Below are 23,681 nucleotides of genomic sequence, written 5' to 3' on the forward strand. Positions count from 1 at the left end.
AACAACGAACAAAGAAAAAGCACACCGTATGTCACGGTGCACTTTTCGGTAATTAAGATTGATTGGCGAATTGTTGCTTCTCCAATAAAATATTGCTGATCTTCGTGGACAACAGATCCAATGCTACACGGTTGTAGCCGCCCTCTGGCATGATGACATCTGCATATCGCTTGGTCGGCTCAATAAACTGCAAATGCATCGGTCGAACGACGTTTAGATACTGTGTCACGACAGAATCGAGGGAACGACCGCGCTCTTCGATGTCACGTACGATTCGGCGTACAATACGCACGTCCGCATCGGTATCGACGAATACCTTAATATCCATCAAATTACGAATCCGCTCATCCTCCAGAATCAGCATTCCTTCCAGAATGACGACATCCTTTGGGTCGACCTGGATTTGCTCCGGCTTGCGGTTATGCTCTTTGAAGTCGTAGATCGGTTTTTGGATCGCTTTTCCTTGCATCAGCTCTTGCAAATGCGAAAGCAACAAATCATTGTCAAAAGCGAAGGGATGGTCGTAGTTAGTCAACGCCCGCTCTTCTGGGCTCAAATGGCTTTGATCCTTGTAGTAGGAATCCTGCTCAATCATCGTTACACTATCATTTTGGAACTGGCGGTACAGCTCCTTTGCTACAGTCGTTTTTCCAGAACCACTGCCTCCCGCTACCCCAATCAATACGGGGTTACCCATGCTTCATGTCCCCTTCCTCATGATGCTTTACACGTTTACGACCCTATGTTTTTACTTCTTTTTCATACTGATGGCCAACCCGTCTCCTACCGGAATAAATGTCGTTTCTAAATCAGGTCGCTCCATCAGATGTGAATTATAAGAAAGCAGCTTGTCCACCATCGGACGCTGGCGCTTGCCCGCTTCTTCTGGGGTCGCCACCAGTCCTCGGAACAGGACATTGTCGCTAATTACCAAACCGCCTTCGCGGAGAAGCGGTAGATACAAATCGAGGAATACTCGATACTGACCTTTAGCCGCATCGATAAACAAGCAGTCAAATTGATATGACTCCGGTAGCCCTAAAGTGGCGTCACGTGAGAGTATTTCCACACGATCTGCACATCCTGCTTCTTTTATATTTTCCCGTGCTCTCGCCAATCGATCTTCATCTATGTCCATCGTGACAATTCGCGCTTCCGACGCAGCTTCTGCAAGCCAAATGGTGGAATAGCCAATTGCCGTACCCACTTCAAGAATCGCTTTGGGACGATGCAGCAATAACAACATCCGCATGACTTGAGCGGATGGGAGCTGCACAATCGGAATGTTTTCCTCTGCCGCCTCCTGCTCCAATCGCTTGAGCAGCGGAGAACGCTCGGGAACCAGGCTTGACACGTAGTCGTCAATTGCCGGATTGGTAATCATGATTTCACTCCTCTTTCGTTACAACCGAATTATTATAGCACACCTTGAGAAAGCTTGGCTACGTCAAGCGCTGTTGATCGAATGCAAAAAAAAGAGGAAACCTGGTTAGTTTCCCCTGCTTTTCTTATCATTTGCTTCATGCTCTTGCAGTGTTTTGGAAAAGTAATGCTCGGACGTTCCGTCTTTTTTCGTTACATAGAAAAAGTAATCGTGTTTAGCCGGATCGACGACTGCTTCAAGCGAAGCTCTGCCTGGGTTGGCAATCGGCCCCGGTGGCAATCCAGGATTTGTGTACGTGTTGTACGGACTTTTTACTTTTAGGTCCTCAAAGGTCAAACGGTCTCGTTGTTTGCCGAGAACAAATTGGACGGTAGCATCAGCCTGCAACGGCCACTTGTCGCGAATCCGATTGTAGTACACGCCGGCTACAAGCGGACGCTCCTTGTCTACTGTTACTTCACGCTCAACGATCGATGCGAGATTAACTGCTTTATCCAGTGTTAAATTGCGCTGCTTCAACTGCTCTGTCCACTCTGGCTTCCATTCCTTTTGGAATTGAGCCAGCATACGCGAGACGACATCATGTGCTGTAGCATCTTTGTCCACCTCATACGTTTCCGGGAACAGATACCCTTCCAGACGGTATTTTCGGTCTGCATGCTTCGGTATGGCTGCGACAAAAGGATAGTCGGGGAATGCACCTTCATTTACTTCTTTTAAGAATGCCGACTTCTCTACAACGCCTTCTTTATCCAGATGATCTGCGATCTGTTCAACATTCCAGCCTTCTGGGATCGTAAATCGGTTCGCATTGATAACCGTGTTTCCTTCCACCATGGCGGTTAGTATCTCGTCAATGGCTTGGCCAGTCGTAAATTGGTATTCTCCCGCCTTAAGATCAGGGGCCACGCCTTTATACTTCACGTAGTAATTAAATACATCGGCATTTCGGATCAGACTTTGTTCTTCCAGAAGTCGACCAATTTTTTGTACGGATGAACCGGACGGAATCGCCACGTTTTTCACCGTCTGTTCACCTGCAACTGGCTGTAATTGCTGATACACGTACCACGCTGCTCCCCCCGCAGCCAAAATGATCAACAACAACAAGGCAACCAGCCACATCACAATTCGTCCGCCGCGTCTACGTCGATGCGCCACAGGGCGGCCGGGGTTAAAATCAGGCTTCGCTGACATTGGTTTCAAGCTAGAAATCCTCCCTTTAGGGTCTCTTTATCTCCATCCCATTCATTATACAAGAGGCTTATCCAGCTGTCACTTCATGGGTGATTTTGGCGAAAAAGACATAAAAAAAGAGCCCGCCAGTTGCGGACTCTCTTTCCAGGAATCTATTAAATTCCGTCTTTCTCCAAATCAGCAATCAAAGTTTCGAAGGTAGCTTCTACTTGCTCCCACTCTTCATCATCTTCGATAGGCATGAGCATGTCTGTACCATCATAACGCAGGAAGTGAACCTCGTACTCTTCTTCCTCTTCCTGGTCTACTGGTACGAGCACCAAATAGCTGCGGTCTTCAATGTCAAAAATGTACATGATACGAAAATCTCGCGGTTCCTCGGTACCTTCTTCCGTTAGCGCGATCACATCGCCCACTTCGAACTCTTCCATCATCTCTTCACTCATTGTGGTCACCTCGATTTCGCGTCCAAATATCCTTGGAGGATTAAAGTGGCCGCCATTTTATCTATCACTGTCTTTCGCTTTTGACGGCTGACATCAGCAGAGATCAGCATACGCTCTGCCGCCATCGTCGTCAAGCGTTCGTCCCACATGTGGACAGGAAGAGACGTGCGTTCCTCCAAAAGCTTGCCAAATGCTTGACACATTTCAGCACGCGGGCCTATGGTTCCGTTCATGTTTTTGGGCAAACCAACGACGAAAGCCCCAATTTGATACTGCGAAACTAATTCACTCAGGCGGGCAAAATCCTTTTCCTTGGATTGTCGCTTGATGGTCTCTATTCCTTGCGCAGTCCATCCCAGCTCATCGCTGACAGCCACTCCAATCGTCTTGTCGCCTACGTCTAACCCCATCAATCGTGTCATCGTTAAGGTCTACTTGCGCTCTGACAAGTAAACGGTCACCAACTCTTCTATGATTTTGTCCCGTTCCAATTTGCCGATCAGGCTCCGCGCGTTGTTGTGGCGTGGGATAAACGCCGGGTCGCCAGAAAGCAAGTAACCGACGATCTGGGTGATCGGGTTGTATCCTTTTTCCTGCAGGGCTTTGTACACCTCTGTCAATGTTTCTTGCACATCCGCCGCATTCGCTTCCTTGGGCACCGTGAACTTCATGGTATTATCCAACGAACTCACAATCAACACCTCGATTTCCTTTGAGACTCTTTTGGTTACTTACTCTTTTTTGTATTCGACTCGGATTTCGTTTACTCCTGTCGATTATACAAATTTCTCGCGCAATCGTACTATTTCGCTACTGCTTGACTCTTCACGAAGTCAACCACTGCATCCAGTGCTTCTTGCAGCTTGGATGGATCCTTACCGCCGGCTTGTGCCATATCAGGACGTCCACCACCGCCGCCACCGCAACGAGTTGCGACTTCCTTGATGATCTTACCAGCGTGAATACCTTGATCCATGAGATCTTTGGTTACACCTGCAACGAGGTTCACCTTGTCGCCATCGACCGCACCCAACACAATGACAGCGGAGCCGAGTTTGTTTTTCAGCTCATCTACCATGCCGCGCAGGTTGTCCATATCGACAGCGGAAACACGTGCAGCGAGTACATTCATGCCGTTTACTTGTTGGAGTTTATCCGTCAACGACGCTGCCTCGATGTTCCCCAATTTTGCACGCAGGGACTCGTTTTCGCGCTGAACTTCTTTCAATTGTTGTTGCAAACCTTCTACACGTGCAGGGGCTTCTGCCAGCACTGGTGCTTTGAGTGCTTGCGCCACTTCTTTGAGTGTAGTGAACTGCTGGTTCAAGAACTGATATGCGCCGCGTCCTGTTACTGCTTCGATTCGGCGTGTACCTGCGCCGATACCGCTCTCACTAACTAGCTTGAACAGACCGATTTCCGCGGTATTGTTCACATGGCATCCGCCGCACAGCTCCAGGCTGTATTCGCCCACTTTTACAACGCGTACAACGTCGCCGTATTTTTCACCGAACAACGCCATCGCGCCCATCGCTTTTGCCTCAGCCAATGATTTGTTGGAGATCTCGACACTCAGGTTTGCCCACACTTTTTCATTCACGATCGCTTCGATACGCTCCAGCTCTTCTGGAGTAATGGAGCTAATGTGCGTGAAGTCAAAACGGAGACGCTCTGGTGCTACCAAGGAACCTGCCTGATTGACATGCGTTCCCAGAACATCCTTGAGTGCTTGGTGCAGCAAGTGAGTCGCTGTATGGTTTTGTGTGATAGCCAGACGTGCTTCACGGTTCACTTCCGCGCGAACCTCATCGCCTTTGCGCAGGGTACCTGCTTCGACGATGACGGAATGTACATTTTGACCCATTGGTCCTTTTTGTACATCTGTCACACGTGCTTTCACCACATCAGAAATCAGGAAACCTTCGTCATTGATCTGACCGCCGCTTTCTGCATAGAAAGGAGTTTGGCTCAGAACGAGTTGAATGGTTTGACCTTCTTCTGCTTCTTCTACCAGCTGGTTGTCCAAAATAATCGCTTCAACTTTACCTGTTGCTACCAATTCAGTATAACCAACAAATTGGCTCGTAACCGTCAAATCAGACAATGGACCACCTTGGATTTGCATGCTGTCTACATCTTGACGTGCTGCACGTGCACGCTCACGCTGTTCTTCCATCGCTTGATCAAAGCCATCGCGATCGACAGTCAGACCTTGCTCGTCTGCGAAGTCTTCTGTCAAATCAACAGGGAATCCATACGTATCGTACATTTTGAACACATCTTGACCAGACAGTTGTGTCTTTCCATTTTCTTTTGCTGCCTTCACCATGTCAGACAGGATCGCAAGACCGTCGTTCAGTGTCTCGTGGAAACGATCTTCCTCGGCACGAATAACTTTTTCGATAAACGTACGCTTTTGGAAAACCTCTGGGTAGAATTCGCCCATCATCGTGCCTACTGTCTCAGTCAAGCTGTACAGGAATGGCTTCTCTACGCCCAGCTTTTTCCCCATACGTACGGCACGGCGAAGCAGACGGCGAATGACATAGCCACGTCCTTCATTGGATGGAAGCGCGCCGTCACCGATCGCAAACACAACTGTACGTGCATGGTCAGCGATTACCTTCAAGGCTACATCCATCTCAGGACTTGTTTTATACTTCACACCGGAGATTTCCGTGGTCTTTTCGATCAGCGGGAACAGCAAGTCTGTCTCAAAGTTGTTATCTACGCCTTGGATGACAGACGCCATGCGCTCAAGACCCATCCCCGTATCAATGTTCTTCTTAGGCAGCGGCGTGTATGTACCGTCTGGATTGTGGTTGTACTGGGAGAATACCAGGTTCCATACTTCCAGATAACGCTCGTTCTCCCCACCTGGGTACAGCTCAGGGTCGCTCGGGTCGTTTCCGAATGCTTCTCCACGGTCATAGAAAATCTCTGTGTTTGGTCCGCTCGGGCCTTCTCCGATATCCCAGAAGTTGCCTTCCAGTCGGATGATTCGCTCTTCTGGAACACCAATTTTCTTGCTCCACAGCTCAAATGCTTCTTCGTCCTCTGGGTGAATGGTTACGGAAAGCAATTCTGGATCAAAGCCCATCCATTTTGGGCTGGTCAAAAACTCCCATGCCCATTCAATCGCTTCTTCCTTGAAGTACTCACCAATAGAGAAGTTACCCAGCATTTCAAAAAAGGTATGGTGGCGAGCAGTACGTCCCACATTTTCAATATCGTTGGTACGAATAGACTTTTGTGAGTTCGTGATGCGCGGGTTGTCCGGGATGATTCGTCCGTCAAAATATTTCTTGAGAGTCGCTACACCGCTGTTGATCCACAGAAGGGAAGGATCGTCGATTGGAACCAATGGAGCGCTAGGCTCAATTCGATGTCCTTTTTCTACAAAAAAGTCGAGGAACATCTGGCGGATTTGATTGCCTGTCAGTTTCTTCATCTCAATTCTCCTCATCTAAAAATAAAAAAAGCCCCCATCCCCTCAGGGACGAGAACTGATTTTCTCGCGGTACCACCCTGCTTACAGGCTCGCTACACGTATCTGAGCTAAGGCCTGTCGCTTTAAGTGGCGTCTAACGGTGCCAAGCCGCCGGGTTTTGCCCGGTCTTAGGAGTAGCCTTCTGCTGCTCTTCTTTTGGTCGCCCTCTCAACCATGGAGCGCCCTCTCTGTAAAAGGTCTGCAACATACTCGTTCCCTCATTGATTTCACATAAATCACTTTGTCCATATTATAAATATTTTACCTGATCACTGTCAACTTTCATGCATCATGACAGCGATTCGGCTGACGATCACTTTGCAAACGGCAAGAATCGGGACAGCAACGATTAGCCCGATGATCCCCCCTACAGTCTCCCCTACCAGCAGCGCCAAGATAATGAGAAGCGGGTGCAAATGCAAAGAACGACCAACGATGTTTGGAGACAAAATGTTCCCTTCCACGATTTGAATGATGAGATTGACAACGAGAACGAGTAGTAGTGTCTTGGTTGAAATCGTAATCGCGATCACAACTGCCGGTGCCGCTCCAATCAATGGTCCGATGTACGGAATGATGTTGGTGAGACATACGAATGCAGCCAGTACAAAAGGATACGGCATGCCGATCCACCAGTAGCCCAAATATGCGAAAGCACCTACGATCAGGGCCACTATCATTTGTCCATGTATGTATTTGCCCAAGGATTCATTAATATCCCGCAGGACGATCAGCACTTGCTTCCGATAAGCCTTTGGAACAATCGACATACCCGTCTCATGCAATTGCTTCATATCCTTCAAAAAGTAAAAAGCGATAAACGGCACAATAGCAAAAGCGAACAGCTTTCCCATCGATTGCCGAGCATTATCCACGAATTTCGATACGGAATGAGACATTCCCTCATTCGACTGGATGATCACCCGATCCACACCCTTTGAGATGCTATCCGGCAAGAAATACTTTCGTGCCTCCCACTCACTCATCCATGTATAGTACCAATCCATCAGGCGAGGAATATCGTCTGACAGCTCCACCAATTGTTTCGTAAAAACAGGGATGGCGTTAATGATCGCAATGGTAATCACCAATACAAATGATCCATATATGAGCAGGACTGCCATTAAGCGCGGAACCCTTCTTTTTTCTAGCAATTGCACGACCGGATGGAGCAAGTAAGCGATGACGAGTCCCAATATGACGGGAACAAGCACTTCCTTTATGAGCGAAAACAACTGTGACAGGACTGGTCGGAGCAGCCAAAGCAGATTTCCGATGACCAAAAGTGCGATGAGCCAAACAGCAGCAGCAAATAGACGACTTCGCCGAAGTTCATCCACGTTCCCCAACTCCTCCCTATTTGCATACATCTTTTTTAGCTTGTCTCATTCACATTAATTTCATGTAACCTATTGACACACAATTTCGTGTTCAGTAGTATGTAATTACAAGAGGATATCTCCAAAGGGGAGTAGCTTTTTCGCAACATAGTCGTCATTACGGGATTTTTCCCCGGCTATGTTGGCAACATTTTCGTAAATGTTGTAAGCAAGACCTTTGCCGACCAGGTAAAAGGTCTATTTTTGTTTTTCCAACGACCTTTTCCTGTCCCGGGAAAGGTCGTTTTCTTTTTCGCCCCTTTACACACACTATAGGAGGTATCAAGAAAACGGCCAGCGGATTATTCGCTTCCAAAATGGATTAGGAGGAGGAAGAGAAATGGATTTATTGTTAAGCCCTGAGTTTTGGACCGCATTACTTTCTATCGTTATCATCGACCTGGTGCTGGCCGGGGACAATGCCCTCGTCATCGGGATGGCGGCTCGTAACCTGCCTGCTCATCAGCAAAAGCAAGCTATCATCTGGGGAACAGTTGGTGCAATTGTCATTCGTGCATTGGCGACACTTGCTGTCGTTTGGTTACTGAAAATTCCTGGTCTGCTGCTTGTAGGTGGTTTGATTCTCATTTGGATCGCCCTCAAGTTGCTGGTTCAAGATAATGGTCATGAAAATATGAAGGCAAGCGGAACACTTGGAGCAGCGATTTGGACGATTATCGTAGCCGACACAGTAATGGGCTTGGATAACGTTATCGCGGTTGCTGGTGCAGCACATGGTGATTTCCTTCTGGTAGTTATCGGTTTGATCATCAGTGTTCCGATCATGGTATGGGGTAGCACATTGATCTTGAAGCTGATCGAGAAATATCCGATCGTTATCTATATCGGTTCTGCCGTATTGGCGTATACCGCTGCGAACATGGTAACGAGCGAGAAGTTCCTGACACCATTCTTTGCCGCTTACCCTTGGGTAAAATGGGTATTCATCGTAGCTGTTGTGGTTGGTGTCCTGTTGATCGGACGCATGAAAAGCCAACAGCAAAAACGTTTGGCAGAACAATCTTAATGCAAAGCAAGGCTCCGTCGTTTCCGCGACGGAGCTTTTTCATGTATGTCGATGTCAAAAAAAGCACCCGAACACAGTGTATGTTCGGGTGTTTATTTACGTTCCACTTCACATTTTGTTAACGAGTCACGGCACGCATCAGCTTGCGACCTGATTTCCACATACGCGTAACATCACGCATGGAGAAGGGCAACTGATTCCAATTCAATGAAAACCGACTGCGACGTCGCGGAGCCATCCAATAGCCAATGATCGCCACAATTCCACTTGTGGCCAGAACCCGCAACAGGCCTCGAATGAACAAGCGTGCCACCTCCATTGGTTTTGCCGCTCAAATCGACTACATATTCAAGTGAGCGGTTACTGTCTGATCCTCAATAAACAGATCGTTGAGCGAATGCAAAGATCCATCTTCCTCAACCTGGTAGACAGAAGCGATCTGCTCATTGGAAACGCTCATTTCTATAAAGCAGTTCCAGCAATAGTATTGATTGGTTCCAATCTTTCCTACGTCTTTGGAACTGCAATTCGGGCATATGACACGCATCACGCTTTTCCTCCCTTTCACGCCTGGCCACGAACTAGTCCGGCACGATCAGGTTTTCTTCCCCGACGATAACGGATGCTGGTGCAGGGAGGCGCTTTCGTCCTTCCGTTATATCTGCAAACCAGCCATTCGATAGTTCGTACCCTACAAGTTTCTCCCAGTTGGCTGAAAAGTAAACGTCTTCCAGCCTCCCCAAACACTCTCCGGATGCGGTAATCACCGCTTTTCCTTTTAGCTTCGTCTTTCCCGTCACAATACCGACAGGCTCTAGTCCGGCGAGATGAGGTAAGGGCGTGATCGCGTCTTTTCCCGATACGGTAAGGCAGGACTCCCCGACCGCATGAATATGTTCGGTAGGAATATAGGTACCTGATTGGAACCAGCCCTGTTCGCTCAGCAAGACTCCTCGTACATGCCAAGTGGAGTCGCAAAGAATGTCACGCACGGTTCCAATCGTCTCGCCTGTTTGAAGGCAAACAACTGGCAATCCGACTGCATCCATTGCCTTGCGCATGTGGGACATCCCCCTTCCGCCTTGTTAGTATCAGGCGAAATGGACACGTCCATTCGGCGCAAATGGTTCCAACTTCACTCTTGCTTTAGCCGTTCCTCCAAGTAACTGTACCGTACCCCCTCCTCATCTGACTCTACAGCAGCACGGAACGCATCCGGCTCTCCACACATGATGAGGAATGATTTGCTCCGGGTAATCCCGGTATAGACCAGCTTACGTCTGAGCATACGGTAGTAGCTTTTGACAAACGGCATGATCACAATCGGAAATTCGCTGCCTTGAGACTTATGAACCGAGCAGCAGTAGGCAAGCGTCAACTGATGATAATCCGAACGCTTGTACACCACTTCCCTGTTATCAAAGGCAGCGACCAGCATCTCCTGGTTCTCCGCATTTTCATTCGGGAAAAAGATGGCGACGATCTCACCCATGTCACCGTTAAACACCTGTTCTTCAGCATTGTTCACTAATTGCAGAACCTTGTCTCCTGTACGGAAAGTCGTCTCACCGAAAGTAACTTCACGCTTTTGCGGCGTTTTCGGATTAAACAGCTCCTGCAATTCTTCATTCAACCGGTTGACACCGGCATTACCTTTATAGATAGGGGCTAATACCTGAACATCTTTTGCCGTATACCCTTTTTTTACGGCTCCGAAGCAAATTTGTTTCACTGCTTCCGGAACTTCTTGTGGCAAACTTGTGAAGAATCGCCGATCCGGGGTGGTGTGAAGCAAATCTGCCGGTACATTCCCCTTGCGTACATCATGGGCCAACCGAATAATGGTGGACTCTTCTGCTTGCCGATAAATTTCTGTCAGCTGTACCAGAGGTAGCAATCCAGATCGAATCATATCCAATAGGACATTGCCTGGTCCTACAGAAGGTAACTGGTCAGGGTCACCTACCATGATGATCTGCATGTCATCTGGAACCGCACGAAACAATTGATTGGCGAGCCAGATATCGACCATGGACATTTCATCCACAATTAATAGTCGGCCACGGATTGGGTGTTCCGCGTCATGCTCGAAGCTCTCCCCTTTGTAACCGAGCAAGCGATGGATGGTCATTGCTGGTAAACCCGTGGTCTCTGTCATACGTTTTGCTGCACGCCCAGTAGGAGCCACCAGAACGATCGGGAACGGATTTTCTTCGTTGTATTTTTTCAAGTCCAGTGACAATCCATGAAGCTGAGAAAAGACACGACAAATCCCTCGAATGACTGTCGTTTTCCCCGTACCAGGACCCCCTGTCAGAAGCATCAGTCCTGCTTTGATCGCCTGTTCAATGGCATCACGCTGTGTCTGGGCATACGTAATCCCCAGCTCATCCTCGACCGCCCCTAACGCACGGTAAAATTCAGATGTCGGGAACGTACCGAAATCATCCCGCTCAGCGAAGTGACGCAGTCTTTTGGCAAGACCTAGCTCGGCAAAAAACAACGAGGGCAAATACACCCGCTCATCTTCCCAGGCAATTTTGCTCGACACGAACAGGGCTTCCACTGCCAGTCGAATATCGTCTCCTGAAAAAACGTGCCCCCCGCACTCTTCGAGAAGGCCCAGCGTTTTTTCACAAAGCTCCTCCACAGGAAAATAAACATGTCCCTCTGAATACGAAGCCTCCTGCAACATAAAGAGAGCTGCCGCCTTCACACGTTCTTCTGAGGAAGCAGCAATTCCAGTTGCTCGTGCAATGTCATCTGCCCGCTTAAAGCCGATTCCTACGACATCCTCAATCAACCGATAAGGCTCTTCCTTCAGCACGGTCATCGTTTCCAGCTTATAGGTCTGATAAATACGCAGCGCCATGTTCACACCAATACCGAAGTCGTACAAGAAAACCATGGCACTTTCCAAGGAACGATGCTCGACTACGGAATCATAGATCGTTTTGGCACGTTGTTCAGAAATGCCTGGTACCTCAGCCAATCGCTCCGGGAAGTCCGCGATAATCGACAGCGCATCTACCCCAAGCTGCTCGACAATTCGTTTGGCCATCTTCTTTCCGATCCCTTGAAACAAGCCACTGGCTAAGTATCGCTCAACCCCTGCCAATGTTTTCGGCGTTTCACGTTCATAGCGCTTTGCTACGTACTGCTGGCCAAAACGAGCGTGTGTCTTCCATTCCCCGTAAAAGGTGTACAGCTCATCTGGATGTGGCCGAGGAAAATTACCGACAATAATGACCTCCGATTCTTTAATCGATTCGGTAGTCTCTTCTATCTTTAGACGGATAACTCCGTACCACGTTTCTTCATTGTAAAAAATTTCTTGAGAAACAAATCCTCGAATGAAGTTTTCCGCAAACAGCGAGATTGACTGCTGCTCGTCCATCTAAACGCCTCCTGACATAAAAACCGTTCCAGAAAGGAAAAATCCACTTCTCTCGAAAGTGGATTTCTCGTATGCTCGTCTTAAATTGTAAATCGTTTTACTTGTTCTGACAACTGCTCGGCCATTTTCGCAAGTGTTTCTGATGCTGCCGTCATTTCTTCGGACGTTGCTGACTGTTCTTCGGACGCTGCTGCCACTTCCTGTGTATCTCTGGCCGCTACTTCTGCAAGTCCAGCTATTTTTTCGGAATGACTCACTAATTGTACGGTATCGCGATGAATCCCTTGGGCTGCATCGTTCATACGATGTACTTGCTGGCTGACGTCTTGAACGGCCACCAAGATTTGCTGGAAGCTGTCTCCTGCCTGGGCCACTCCTTCGCGTCCATCCTGTATAGCAACTGCAGTCGTTCCCATTGCCGATACAGCGGCGAGAATATCTGTATGGATCGTATGAATCAAGCCTGCGATCTCTTCTGCAGCCTCACCCGATTGCTCAGCCAACTTACGTACCTCCTGGGCAACAACCGCAAAGCCGCGTCCCTGTTCCCCCGCCCGTGCAGCCTCGATGGCGGCATTCAAAGCCAATAGATTCGTCTGGTTGGATATTTGACGAATGATCGTGATGATTCCCATGATTTGCTCGGATTGAGAGCCAAGCTCGCGGATAACCTGCTCCGTACTACGGGCATGATTCGTGATTTGATCCATTTCTTGTACGAGCTCTTTCAGCTTGCCTTCACCAACCTGTGCCAATCGATTGGCGTCTGTCGCATCAGCATTTACTTGAGAGGTCGAGACTGCAATGAGTTGGATATCTCCACCGATGCGAGACAAAAAGCGTACTGTATCCGTCACCGTTTGTTTTTGTTGTTCGGAACCTGTAGCGATTTCCGAGGAAGCCATGGAAATCTGCTCGGAAGCACGTGCACTTTCTGTCGCACTCGCTGTTAATTCTTCCGAAGCTGCCGCGACCTGCTGGGCTACTCGCTGCACCTCGTTGACCATGCTGCGAAATACCCCCATCATCTCATTGTACATCGACGATAATTCCCCAAGCTCGTCCTGGGAACGCACAGTCACATGCGTGGTCAAATCTCCTGTCTCTGCACGCTTCATTGCCGATACTAGCTCTTTTAGCGGACGTACCAGCTTGTTGACAATAAAAATGCCTGTGACCAGCGCTAAGGTGGCACTTATCAGGTTGAGGAGAAACATCATCGGACGACTGCTCTCAATCGTCGTCAGCAAATCATTCTCGTAGCTGCCAATGACTAGAATCCACCCGTTCGGCAGTTGCTTATACGCCGCCACTTTGGTAGAGCCGCCGAATTCATATTCGATCCAGCCGTTTTTTTGAGCGAGCATGACTTGCGTGAATTCTTCATTCGCCAAAGAGGTATTTTCGACTTTCGGGTCTGGATGAAAAATAGCAATTCCACTCGCATCCAAGATATAGGCGTAGCCAACCATGCCGTTTGGCCGGTAATATTTTTCGGCCACCTCGCGTGTTATTTCATTAATTTTCTGTCTGTTCTCCTCATTACTCGTTGCATCTTGTGCGTAAACAGCCAGCTCACGTGCCTTCATTTCCGTTATGTATTGCAAGTCAGATACAGCCAGCTTGTATAGCGCACTGCGTGCATTTTCAAATTGGATATAGCCGACAACCATTAATGGAAGCATGGTTAGGATGAGTATCGTAAACACCAGTTTGTAGCGAATAGAGTAGCGTCTGGCCAACATGAAAGTCCTCTCCTTATCGGATGATCCGAGTTGTATAGTTCTTCAGGATTAGTACCACAGTATCATTTTACCATCCTCTTCCACAATTCACCACAAACTCCAATAAGAAACCCGCTTTTGCTCAAATGAAAAAACCGCTTGGCTTATCCAAACGGCTTTCATTCTGCGTTATTCGCGTACCAAGCGCTTTACAATCCCAGCAATCGCTGTAGCAGCTTGCTTCGCCTCTTCCACCGTATTCGTCATTCCAAAGCTGAAACGAATAGCTGAATGCACAATCTTCTCGTCCAAGTGCATCGCTTTCAGCACGTGTGACAGCTCTAACGATCCAGATGTACAAGCTGAGCCGCTCGCTGCTGCAATCTTGGCGATATCCAGATTCATCAGCATGGTTTCTGTATGTGCACCAGGGAAGGACACATTGAAAATATGTGGCAATACTTGCTCGCTATGTCCATTCAGGCAGAACGTAATTCCTGCTTCCTGCCAGACTGCGATCATCGCTGCTTTCATCTGCTCATACTTTTCAACCCGCTCCGCCATTTCCTCACCAGCTACCTTTGTCGCTTCGGCAAACCCAACAATCCCGGCCAGGTTTTCTGTTCCCGCTCTGCGTTTGCGCTCTTGTGAACCGCCGTGCAAAATCGGGGAAAACGGAACCTTACGCGCTAAATACAAAGCGCCGACTCCTTTTGGACCATTAATTTTATGAGCGGATACCGAGAGCATATCAACAGGCAGCTTCCGTGCATGGACAGGCAGTACACCAAAAGCCTGTACGGCATCCGTATGGAAAACAATCCCTTTTTCACGCAGGAAGGTACCGATTTCCTCAATTGGTTGGATCGTTCCTACTTCGTTGTTCCCGTACATAATCGACACAAGTACCGTATCCGGGCGAACCGCTTGTTTCAGGTCTTCGATGCGGACCATTCCTGTCTGGTCAACAGGCAAGTATGTCACTTCAAATCCAGCCTGCTCCAAAAATTCACAAGCATGCAAGACTGCATGGTGCTCGATTTGCGAAGTAATGATATGACGACCATGTTCGCGCTGTGCCATTGCTGCGCCGATGATTGCCATATTGTCCGCTTCTGTCCCGCCACTCGTAAAGATGAGCGACTGCGGATCAGCATCCATAAAGTCGGCAATCGTGTCTCTCGCATGCTCCAACGCCTTTCGCGCTTCGCGACCTGCACCATGAACACTGGATGGATTCCCGAATACTTGAGTCAAATAGGGAGTCATTGCAGCAACTACACGCGGATGTACAGGCGTAGTAGCTGCGTGGTCAAAATACATTAGATCTGACACTGCTGTCACCTTCTACTAACTTATATTCTAGATATAAAACATATAATTATCGGCAAGACTATCGTCTTCAAAGCTGATCAAGTCCTGAAGGGAAGTCGAATCCAGAACAGCAGAAATACTATCCCGAATACGCAGCCACAAAAAACGCTTAGCTGGGTCTTCTTCCTCTGCAAATTCCACAGGGCTGATCGGTCCTTCCAGCACGCGAATCACATCACCAGCAGAAATCTCATCCGGCTGCTTTGCCAGAACGTAACCGCCATATGCGCCACGAATGCTTTTTACCAAACCCGCGTTTCGCAGAGGTGCAATCAATTGCTCCAAATAATGCTCAGACAAATCGTGTTTTTGGGCGATGCTCCGCAGTGAAGTCGGCCCTTCTCCGCAACGGTTGGCCAATTCCATCATGATCGTCAGCCCGTAACGTCCTTTCGTCGAAATCTTCACGTTAACAACTCTCCTCTTTGTATCGGTAATACGCGCCCGCCCCCTACATGTCTTCTGTATCATGGGACACACTAACATCTTAGGGGGTGATATGCAGATGACAACGAACAAACGCTCGGAACGAGGTCCCAACCACCCGTCCGAAACCTTGTACGACCAACCCGCAGGCACGATTGCTCACAAAGCCCGTTACGGAGCGAGTGAGCAGAGCAAACAACCGAATGAAAACGGTGATTTGCCTAATAAACCAGGCGGAAACGTCCGCACGTAAATGTTAGCTCCCCCTAATTAGTCGGGGGAGTTTTTCCTTGGCAACCCACGTCCATCCATCTTCTGTCTTTCTTCCTGGAAGCGGCGAATGTGACGCTCATAGCCGTGATCCTTTGGCTGGTAGAACGAGTAGTTTACACCGTCAGGCAGATACTGTTGGGGTACATACCCATATGGATAGTTATGTGGATACAGATATCCCTGACCGTGTCCCAGCTTCGCAGCTCCCTTGTAAGCAGAATCTCGCAGATGAATCGGAACTTGTTTGTGACCATCCGTTCGGATACGATCCAACGCAGAATTAATTCCGTTGTAAGCGGCATTACTTTTGGGGGCAGTTGCCAGGTACGTCGTTGCTTGTGCTAAAGGGATACGCCCTTCAGGCATTCCCACCAATTCTACCGCCTGAAAGCAGGACATCGCAACTGTGATCGCTTGCGGGTCAGCATTTCCGATGTCCTCTGAAGCCGAAATGACCAACCGGCGAGAAATGAACCTCGAATCTTCTCCAGCATCGATCATTCTCGCCAACCAGTAAAGCGCTGCGTCCGGATCAGAACCACGAATGGATTTAATAAAAGCGGAGATCGTGTCGTAATGGTTGTCCCCACTCTTATCGTAGCGTACAGCCCTGCGTTGAATGGATTCTACAGCGACGTCCAGTGTTACCGTAATTCGTCCATCCGCTCCTGGTTGCGTCGTTGTCACTGCCAGTTCCAATGCGTTCAGCAAACGTCTGGCATCCCCTTCCGCGTATTGAATTAAATGCTCTGCCGCTTCCGGTTCTACGGTAACAAATAGCTCCGCCAATCCGTTTTCTTCATCAGATAGTGCCCGATCCATGACCTGCTTCAATTCCTCATGAGAAAGCGATTGAAGGGAAAACACTTGTGAACGCGACAAAAGCGCCGGATTCACCTCGAAAAAAGGATTCTCCGTCGTAGCGCCGATCAAAGTGATCGTGCCTTCCTCCACATAAGGAAGAAGGGCGTCCTGTTGCGATTTATTGAAGCGGTGAATCTCGTCTACGAACAACGTTGTCCGCTGACTGTCCATGACGAGCCGCTCCTTTGCCGCATCTACCACTTTACGGATGTCAGCGACACCGGCCGTAACAGCATTTAACTCGGAGAAATGCGTGCGTGTGGTCCGCGCAATGACTTTTGCCAGCGTTGTTTTCCCTGTACCTGGAGGTCCGTAAAAAATGACAGAGGACACTTGATCTGCTTCAATCGCGCGTCGGAGCAGCATTCCAGGTGCCAAAATATGCGATTGCCCGATCACATCTTGAATCGTTTGCGGCCGCATCCGTGCAGCCAATGGCTTCTGTTTGCCGCCACCCTGCTGGTCGTAGGCAAACGTGAATAAATCATCCATGTTCCACTATCCTTTTACAGGCTGCCACTCCAAAATATCTCTTGCCACTACACTGGCCAAAATTAAACCAGCTACAGAAGGCACGAAAGCATTGCTTGCTGGAGGCATCCGCACTTTGCTAATCGGTGAGCTCGGGTTGGAAACGATCTGTTCGCGTACATCTACACGTACGGTTATGGGAATCTCACGAGAATATACAACTTTTACCCCTTTGTAGATACCGCTTTTCCGTAGCTCACGACGAATGACCTTTGCAATCGGATCATAACTCGTTTGGGAAATATCGGCAACCTCAAAACGGGTTGGGTCCATTTTGTTCGCCGCACCCATGCTAGAAATAATAGGGATATTGCGACGCTTCGCTTCTTTAATTACATGGAGCTTCGCGGACATGGTGTCCATGGCATCCACGATGTAATCGAGTTCATGTTCAAACAGCGCATTCGCTGTTTCTTCATTGTAGAACATATTGAGAGTTACGACCTCGCACTCTGGATTGATCGTCGCAATGCGCTCCTTCATGAGCTCAGCCTTTTTTTGACCGACTGTGTTCAGCGTCGCATGGATTTGGCGGTTGATGTTCGTGATGTCTACTACATCCTTATCTACCAAAACGAGCTTACCTACACCTGTACGTGCGAGCGCTTCCACCGTAAAGGAACCCACTCCGCCAATTCCTAATACAGCAACGCGGCTATTTTTCATTTTTTCCAAACCTTCGGGACCGAAGGCCAATTCACAACGAGAAAATTGATGAAGCATATTTCGTGTCACCTTTCATTCGCAAGCGAGATTATTGGGTAGTTCAACACGCACTTATAGTCAATCGGAAAAGTAGGATTGAAATAGAAAAAGGAGCCCCATTATGCCGTGTTGCTCCTTAGTTTTGAACCTGCTCATCGCAGGTGGGTGTCTTGCCGAACTGTTACAGACGTCCACTCTAAGGAGGCATGCCTTTACAATCACGGACGAAAAACTCCCTAAACAAACTTTGTGGCTCAAAACTATCGGATGTCACGAGCATCGCAGGGCTTTCATCATAGTATTACCAATGTATCAAAGAGCAATGCAGTTGCGCAAGTCGATTACGCTTCCACCTTTTCTTCTTCTGTGACAATTGTTGCAATGGACAGCTCTTTCAATTGTTTTCCGTCTACTACATCTGGAGCGTTTACCATCAGGTCGCTCGCGCTTGCTGTTTTCGGGAATGCGATGACTTCGCGCAGGTTAGTGCGGCCAGCCAAAAGCATGATCAGACGGTCCAAGCCGAGAGCGATTCCACCGTGTGGAGGTGTACCGTATTCGAATGCATCCATGAGGAAGCCGAATTGTTTACGCGCCTCTTCTAGTGTAAAGCCAAGTGTGGTGAACATTTTTTCTTGCACGTCGCGCTTGAAGATCCGCATGGAACCTCCGCCAAGCTCGTATCCGTTGAGAACCATGTCGTACGCTTGTGCGCGCATTTGACCTGGATCGGTGTCGAACAGGTGCAGGTCTTCGTCTTTTGGACGTGTGAACGGATGGTGCAGGGCAACGTAGCGTTTTGCATCCTCATCCCACTCAACCAGTGGGAAGTCTACCACCCAGAGGAATGCGAACTGGCTTTGGTCAATCAGACCGAGTTCAGCACCCAGCTTGGAACGAAGAGCACCCAGGGCATCTGCTACTACTTTTGGTTTGTCTGCAACGAACAAGAGCAAGTCGCCTTCTTCTACCGCCAGACGTGCTTTCATCTCGTTGATTTCTTCTTCTTTAAAGAACTTCGCAATTGGCCCTTTGATCTCGCCGTCTTTGAAGCCGATCCAAGCCAAGCCTTTCGCGCCATAACGGGAAGCGAATTTGCCCAGGTCGTCTGCTTCTTTACGGGAGTAGTGTCCGCAACCTTTTGCGTTGATCGCTTTTACTTGTCCGCCGCCAGCTACTGCTGCTGCAAACACTTTGAAGTCGCTTGTCGCAACCAGATCAGATACGTCTGTCAGCTCCATGCCGAAACGTACGTCTGGTTTGTCAGAACCGTAACGCGCCATTGCATCCGCATACGTGAGACGAGGGAATGGAGTCGGTACGTCTACTCCAACTGTTTGCTTGAATACGTGAGCAACCATCTTTTCCATCATTGGCAGAATTTCTTCCATAGACAGGAAAGAGGTCTCAATGTCCACTTGAGTAAATTCAGGCTGACGGTCAGCACGCAGGTCTTCGTCACGGAAGCAACGAGCAATTTGGTAATAGCGCTCCAAGCCGGATACCATCAAAAGCTGTTTGAACAACTGTGGCGATTGCGGCAGTGCGTAGAACTCGCCTGGATGTACACGGGAAGGCACGAGGTAGTCACGTGCGCCCTCAGGTGTGCTCTTCTGGAGAATTGGTGTTTCTACTTCCACGAAGCTGTTCTCATCCAGATAGTCACGGAACGCTTTCGCTGCTTTGCTGCGTAAAATCAGGGAGCGCTGCATTTCAGGACGACGCAAGTCCAGGTAGCGGTATTTCAGACGAACTTGTTCATCTACTTCGATCTCGTCTTCAATCAGGAACGGAGGCGTTTTTGCATCGTTCAAGATTTCGATTTCAGAGATGTGCACTTCTACTTCGCCGGTTTTCAGCTTCGGATTGACTGCTTCTGGTGCACGGTTTACAACTTTCCCTTTTACCACCAGTACGTATTCGCTACGCACTTTGTCAGCCGCTTCCCAAGCCTCTTTGTTGTACTCCGGGTTGAATACGATTTGGACGATGCCAGTGCGGTCACGGAAGTCAATGAAGATGACGCCTCCGAGGTCGCGACGCTTTTGTACCCATCCGTTCAGTACGACTTCTTGCCCAACGTGTGCTGTTGTTACTTCTCCACCATGTACGGTGCGATATTGCCAAGACATGATCATTTCCCCCAACGATTTGTTTTATTGATTTGCTTTTGCAGCGAGTACCGAAACGAGTTCCTCGCGTTTCACTTCTTGTTGCTCGCCTGTTGCCATTTCCTTTAGAACAACCGTGCCATTCGCTAATTCAGACTCACCGATGATCGCCGTAAAACGAGCCTGTAGACGATCTGCTTGCTTCAGCTGTGCTTTCATTTTCCGATCCAGATAATCCAGCTCAGCCGCAATCCCGGCTTGGCGCAATTGGTCTACGAGGACGAAGGCTGTTGTTTTCGCTTCTGGTGTCTGCACCACTACGAAGCAGTCGATGCCACCCGAGATCGGCAGTTGAACACCTTGCTTTTCAAGAGCCAACAGCAGACGCTCGATACTAAGTGCGAAGCCAATGCCCGGCATATCGTCGCCACCCAGCTCTGCAACCAGTCCGTTGTAGCGCCCACCGCCACAAAGCGTTTCTACCGCACCGATCTCTGCCATTTTGATTTCAAATGCGGTCAGTGTGTAATAGTCCAAGCCGCGAACCAGACGCGGATTTACATGAAACGGAATATCCAACGCGGTCAAGTAATTTTGTACGGCTCCGAAGTGTGCCGCGGATTCTTCGCTCAAGTAGTCCAAAATAGACGGAGCGTCCATCGTTAGTGTTTTGCATTTTTCATTTTTGCAATCGAGCACGCGCAGCGGGTTGCGATCGATACGAGATTGGCAATCCTCGCACAGCTCGGAGCGAACGCCGTTCAAATGTGCGAGCAAATGCTCACAGTGACGCGCCCGGTCTTCTACTGTACCTACGCTGTTCAACTCCACAGAAAGTCCTGTCAATCCGAGCTCCTGATACAGACGAATTGCAAGGCCAATGACTTCTGCATCGATCGCTGGATCGCTTGAACCGAACGCTTCTGCACCGAATTGGACGAATTGGCGATAGCGGCCTGCTTGCGGACGTTCGTGACGGAACATTGGTCCTAGGTAGTACAGCTTGGTAGGCTGATTAGGTACACCGTACAGCTTGTTTTCCACGTAGGAGCGAACAACACCCGCTGTCCCTTCTGGACGCAGCGTGAGAGCATCCGTACTGCGCGGATTGGCTACACTGTACATTTCTTTTTCCACGATATCCGTGGTCTCGCCTACACCCCGTTGGAACAACTCTGTGCTCTCAAACAGCGGCGTACGAATTTCCGCGTAATTGGAGCGGCGACACAGATCGCGGGCCTTGGCCTCCACGTAGTGCCACAGCTCTACAGTACCAGGCATGATATCCTGCGTACCGCGTGGGATCTGGATTCTTGTCATTCCTCTCGAACCTCCATGTCTTTTCAAAAACTCGGGCTAAAGCCAAACCTTCAGGATCAAGGAACCTTTATTTTTGAACAAATAAAAAAGTCCCTCGTCTCCTGACATTTAGCAAATCGCCGCATGTCAGGGACGAGAGACTGGTTATACTCCCGTGGTGCCACCCTGTTTGAATAGCCCTACAATCATAAAAGGCTATCCCACTTATTAGCCGTTAACGCCGGCACACGCCTGCCAGTTACTGGGGAAAGAGATTTCTTTCAGCCGTTCACTGCGGTCTTCAGGGATGTCATTCACCAAGCCGTTATACGAAAGCACTCTCAGCCACGGCGCTTTCTCTCTGGGCATCCGGTTCCTGGATACTTGTTCCCGTCATCAGATCATTTCTTATTCAATAAAAAAGCTTAATGTGAATCATAGCAAACCCGCCAACAGCCGTCAACAGGCGCTCATGTAAAACTTTTTTTATTAAGGATCAGTATATCCATCACTTACTTGCCAGATACCTGTCCAGCCGTTCTCGCACCTGAATAGATCTCATCCAAATCACGGAGTTTGTTTTCGACCAATATCTTGTACGTGTCATTGTACGTTTTCGGGTCCTTTGGATTCGGAAAGCGCGTCAGCTTACCGCTTCCTGGAGCCATCAGCTTGGAGACTGCACCACAGCCGAGACCAAGAATGGTTTGTACCTCTTCCATGATCATGATGTTGTAGATGCTCTCCTGCCCTGGCTTGGCATATCCGACATTCTCCAAATTACCCAAAATATTTTTCTGCCGATACAAATAGTACGGGTCATAGCCGTTCGCCGCTGTCCACTCGGAAGCCATCTCCATCATCTTACTAATTTCATCACGACTGGCGACCTTGTAGCGTTCTTTGTTCTGCGTCATCTCAGATGCTCTCTTGAAAGACAGCGTATGAACCGTAAGCGAAGCAGGCATTAGCTTTTCTACCTCTTGGAGGCTGTGCGCCAGCTCGGCTACGCCTTCGTTTGGCAACCCAATGATCAGGTCCATATTAATATTAGTCAAGCCCATCTCCATAGCCAGATGGTATTTCTCAATCGTCTCTTCGACGGTGTGATGGCGTCCGATTGCTTGGAGCGTCTCCTGCGTGAACGACTGTGGATTAATGCTGATCCGATCCACTTCCCACTGCTTCATCACTTCAAGCTTTTCGCGTGTAATCGTGTCGGGTCTTCCCGCCTCAACTGTCAACTCACGCACATCTCCCATGTGTGGGAACGAACGATGCATCGTCTCAAACAGCTGGTTCATGTCATCTGCGGTAATACTCGTAGGAGTTCCGCCACCAAAATAAATGGACGTGATCCGTTGGTCGTTCGCGCGAAGCCACTCTCCCATACGCTCTATCTCGTAATGGAGACCTTCGAGAAACGGATTAACCGAAGCCGTATGACTGCGAATCGCGTATGCAGGAAACGTACAGTACGCACACTTCGTCGGACAAAATGGGATGCCGATATACACAGACAGTTCACGATCAATTTGATACAAATCAGGCACGACATAGAGCTGCTTGTCTATGATTTCTTGCAAAAGCTTTAGCTTATATGGACGCAAAATCACATCCTGCTGCAATCTCTTATGTGCTTCCTGCCTGTCTACTCCAGCGGCGTTCAACTGGTGCAGCAGTTTCGTCGGGCGTATCCCGGTCAAAATACCCCAGCCTTGCTCCATGCCCGTGTATTCTTCCAACATCAATAACAGCGCATAGCAAAGAGCTTGCTTGGCCGTCTTTTTCATCGCTTTTTCATCACGTGCTACGTAGTCTCGCTCCACCTGATGGGAGATGCTTCGTTTGCCATCGTATAACTCTCCCGAAGCTACGACTCCATTTTCATGCATGGTCAATGCCAGCTTGATTTTTAAATCAGCCTCACCTGTCCACTCCGGCACAAAAGTGAGCGCTGGATCTTCGTAAAATAACGCGAGAATTAAGGAGAGTTCCCGCTCGAATGCGTGTCCCTCACATATGATCTGTATCATGGAGTTCACCTGCTTTTT

Annotated in this window: 22 protein-coding genes and 1 other RNA gene; 2 read left to right on the forward strand and 21 right to left on the reverse strand. The window is 48.9% G+C overall.

Features of this window, described 5'->3' with window-relative positions:
• Positions 1-52: 52 nt before the first annotated feature.
• The 8 genes from udk to ACQ5DJ_RS12705 all read right to left on the reverse strand — a co-directional run bounded on the left by udk (position 53) and on the right by ACQ5DJ_RS12705 (position 7,857).
• Positions 53-697 (reverse strand): uridine kinase, encoded by a 645-nt coding sequence (gene udk / locus ACQ5DJ_RS12670; protein WP_429842798.1) that lies wholly within the window; start codon positions 695-697, stop codon positions 53-55.
• A gap of 51 nt (positions 698-748) precedes the next feature.
• Complete coding sequence (locus tag ACQ5DJ_RS12675) at positions 749-1,384, reverse strand: O-methyltransferase (RefSeq protein WP_429842799.1); 636 nt, start codon at positions 1,382-1,384, stop codon at positions 749-751.
• A 105-nt stretch (positions 1,385-1,489) separates the two neighbouring features.
• Positions 1,490-2,590: an endolytic transglycosylase MltG gene (gene mltG, locus ACQ5DJ_RS12680; RefSeq protein ID WP_429842800.1), complete on the reverse strand. Its 1,101-nt coding sequence runs from the start codon at positions 2,588-2,590 to the stop codon at positions 1,490-1,492.
• Positions 2,591-2,736: 146 nt separating this feature from the next.
• On the reverse strand, positions 2,737-3,027 hold the full coding sequence (locus ACQ5DJ_RS12685; RefSeq protein ID WP_007727932.1) for a DUF1292 domain-containing protein: 291 nt from the start codon (positions 3,025-3,027) through the stop codon (positions 2,737-2,739).
• Between the two features lie 5 nt (positions 3,028-3,032).
• Positions 3,033-3,449 (reverse strand): Holliday junction resolvase RuvX, encoded by a 417-nt coding sequence (gene ruvX, locus ACQ5DJ_RS12690; RefSeq protein ID WP_429842801.1) that lies wholly within the window; start codon positions 3,447-3,449, stop codon positions 3,033-3,035.
• Between the two features lie 9 nt (positions 3,450-3,458).
• Positions 3,459-3,719 (reverse strand): IreB family regulatory phosphoprotein, encoded by a 261-nt coding sequence (locus tag ACQ5DJ_RS12695; protein WP_007727936.1) that lies wholly within the window; start codon positions 3,717-3,719, stop codon positions 3,459-3,461.
• A gap of 110 nt (positions 3,720-3,829) precedes the next feature.
• Positions 3,830-6,478, reverse strand: a complete 2,649-nt coding sequence (gene alaS, locus ACQ5DJ_RS12700; RefSeq protein WP_429842802.1) for an alanine--tRNA ligase — start codon at positions 6,476-6,478, stop codon at positions 3,830-3,832.
• 314 nt (positions 6,479-6,792) lie between these two features.
• A complete protein-coding gene (locus tag ACQ5DJ_RS12705; RefSeq protein ID WP_429842803.1) occupies positions 6,793-7,857 on the reverse strand; it encodes an AI-2E family transporter in 1,065 nt (354 codons plus the stop codon).
• Positions 7,858-8,236: 379 nt separating this feature from the next.
• Between ACQ5DJ_RS12705 and ACQ5DJ_RS12710 the strand changes: the two genes are divergently transcribed.
• Positions 8,237-8,923 carry a TerC family protein gene (locus ACQ5DJ_RS12710; RefSeq protein WP_429842804.1) on the forward strand — a complete coding sequence of 229 codons (687 nt, stop codon included), beginning with the start codon at positions 8,237-8,239 and terminating at the stop codon, positions 8,921-8,923.
• Positions 8,924-9,041: 118 nt separating this feature from the next.
• On the opposite strand, the gene ACQ5DJ_RS12715 is transcribed toward ACQ5DJ_RS12710, so the two are convergent.
• The 7 genes from ACQ5DJ_RS12715 to cymR form a co-directional block, all read right to left on the reverse strand.
• Positions 9,042-9,236 (reverse strand): hypothetical protein, encoded by a 195-nt coding sequence (locus tag ACQ5DJ_RS12715; RefSeq protein ID WP_228088569.1) that lies wholly within the window; start codon positions 9,234-9,236, stop codon positions 9,042-9,044.
• Between the two features lie 27 nt (positions 9,237-9,263).
• Positions 9,264-9,470, reverse strand: a complete 207-nt coding sequence (locus ACQ5DJ_RS12720) for a hypothetical protein (RefSeq protein WP_007717618.1) — start codon at positions 9,468-9,470, stop codon at positions 9,264-9,266.
• A 34-nt stretch (positions 9,471-9,504) separates the two neighbouring features.
• Positions 9,505-9,984, reverse strand: coding sequence for a PRC-barrel domain-containing protein (locus ACQ5DJ_RS12725; RefSeq protein WP_106839314.1), 480 nt, complete (start codon positions 9,982-9,984; stop codon positions 9,505-9,507).
• 74 nt (positions 9,985-10,058) lie between these two features.
• On the reverse strand, positions 10,059-12,320 hold the full coding sequence (gene recD2 / locus ACQ5DJ_RS12730; RefSeq protein WP_429842805.1) for an SF1B family DNA helicase RecD2: 2,262 nt from the start codon (positions 12,318-12,320) through the stop codon (positions 10,059-10,061).
• Positions 12,321-12,400: 80 nt separating this feature from the next.
• On the reverse strand, positions 12,401-14,065 hold the full coding sequence (locus ACQ5DJ_RS12735; protein WP_429842806.1) for a methyl-accepting chemotaxis protein: 1,665 nt from the start codon (positions 14,063-14,065) through the stop codon (positions 12,401-12,403).
• 168 nt (positions 14,066-14,233) lie between these two features.
• Entirely contained in the window at positions 14,234-15,379 is a 1,146-nt protein-coding gene (locus tag ACQ5DJ_RS12740; protein ID WP_429842807.1) for a cysteine desulfurase family protein, read from the reverse strand.
• 27 nt (positions 15,380-15,406) lie between these two features.
• Complete coding sequence (gene cymR, locus ACQ5DJ_RS12745; RefSeq protein ID WP_429842808.1) at positions 15,407-15,826, reverse strand: cysteine metabolism transcriptional regulator CymR; 420 nt, start codon at positions 15,824-15,826, stop codon at positions 15,407-15,409.
• A 97-nt stretch (positions 15,827-15,923) separates the two neighbouring features.
• Here cymR and ACQ5DJ_RS12750 point away from each other — a divergent pair, with 97 nt between their 5' ends.
• On the forward strand, positions 15,924-16,097 hold the full coding sequence (locus ACQ5DJ_RS12750; protein WP_016739245.1) for a hypothetical protein: 174 nt from the start codon (positions 15,924-15,926) through the stop codon (positions 16,095-16,097).
• A gap of 17 nt (positions 16,098-16,114) precedes the next feature.
• Here ACQ5DJ_RS12750 and ACQ5DJ_RS12755 read toward each other — a convergent pair whose 3' ends face one another.
• The 6 genes from ACQ5DJ_RS12755 to ACQ5DJ_RS12780 form a co-directional block, all read right to left on the reverse strand.
• A complete protein-coding gene (locus tag ACQ5DJ_RS12755; RefSeq protein WP_429842809.1) occupies positions 16,115-17,473 on the reverse strand; it encodes a replication-associated recombination protein A in 1,359 nt (452 codons plus the stop codon).
• 6 nt (positions 17,474-17,479) lie between these two features.
• A complete protein-coding gene (locus ACQ5DJ_RS12760; RefSeq protein ID WP_429842810.1) occupies positions 17,480-18,235 on the reverse strand; it encodes a tRNA threonylcarbamoyladenosine dehydratase in 756 nt (251 codons plus the stop codon).
• Between the two features lie 91 nt (positions 18,236-18,326).
• A non-coding RNA gene (ssrS, locus tag ACQ5DJ_RS12765) (6S RNA) lies at positions 18,327-18,508 on the reverse strand.
• A 50-nt stretch (positions 18,509-18,558) separates the two neighbouring features.
• Complete coding sequence (gene aspS / locus ACQ5DJ_RS12770; protein ID WP_429842811.1) at positions 18,559-20,349, reverse strand: aspartate--tRNA ligase; 1,791 nt, start codon at positions 20,347-20,349, stop codon at positions 18,559-18,561.
• A gap of 24 nt (positions 20,350-20,373) precedes the next feature.
• A complete protein-coding gene (gene hisS, locus ACQ5DJ_RS12775; protein WP_429842812.1) occupies positions 20,374-21,648 on the reverse strand; it encodes a histidine--tRNA ligase in 1,275 nt (424 codons plus the stop codon).
• A 491-nt stretch (positions 21,649-22,139) separates the two neighbouring features.
• On the reverse strand, positions 22,140-23,663 hold the full coding sequence (locus ACQ5DJ_RS12780; RefSeq protein WP_429842813.1) for a coproporphyrinogen III oxidase: 1,524 nt from the start codon (positions 23,661-23,663) through the stop codon (positions 22,140-22,142).
• Positions 23,664-23,681 lie beyond the last annotated feature (18 nt).

The sequence above is a fragment of the Brevibacillus sp. FIR094 genome (assembly GCF_050477165.1).
Taxonomy (GTDB): Bacteria; Bacillota; Bacilli; order Brevibacillales; family Brevibacillaceae; genus Brevibacillus.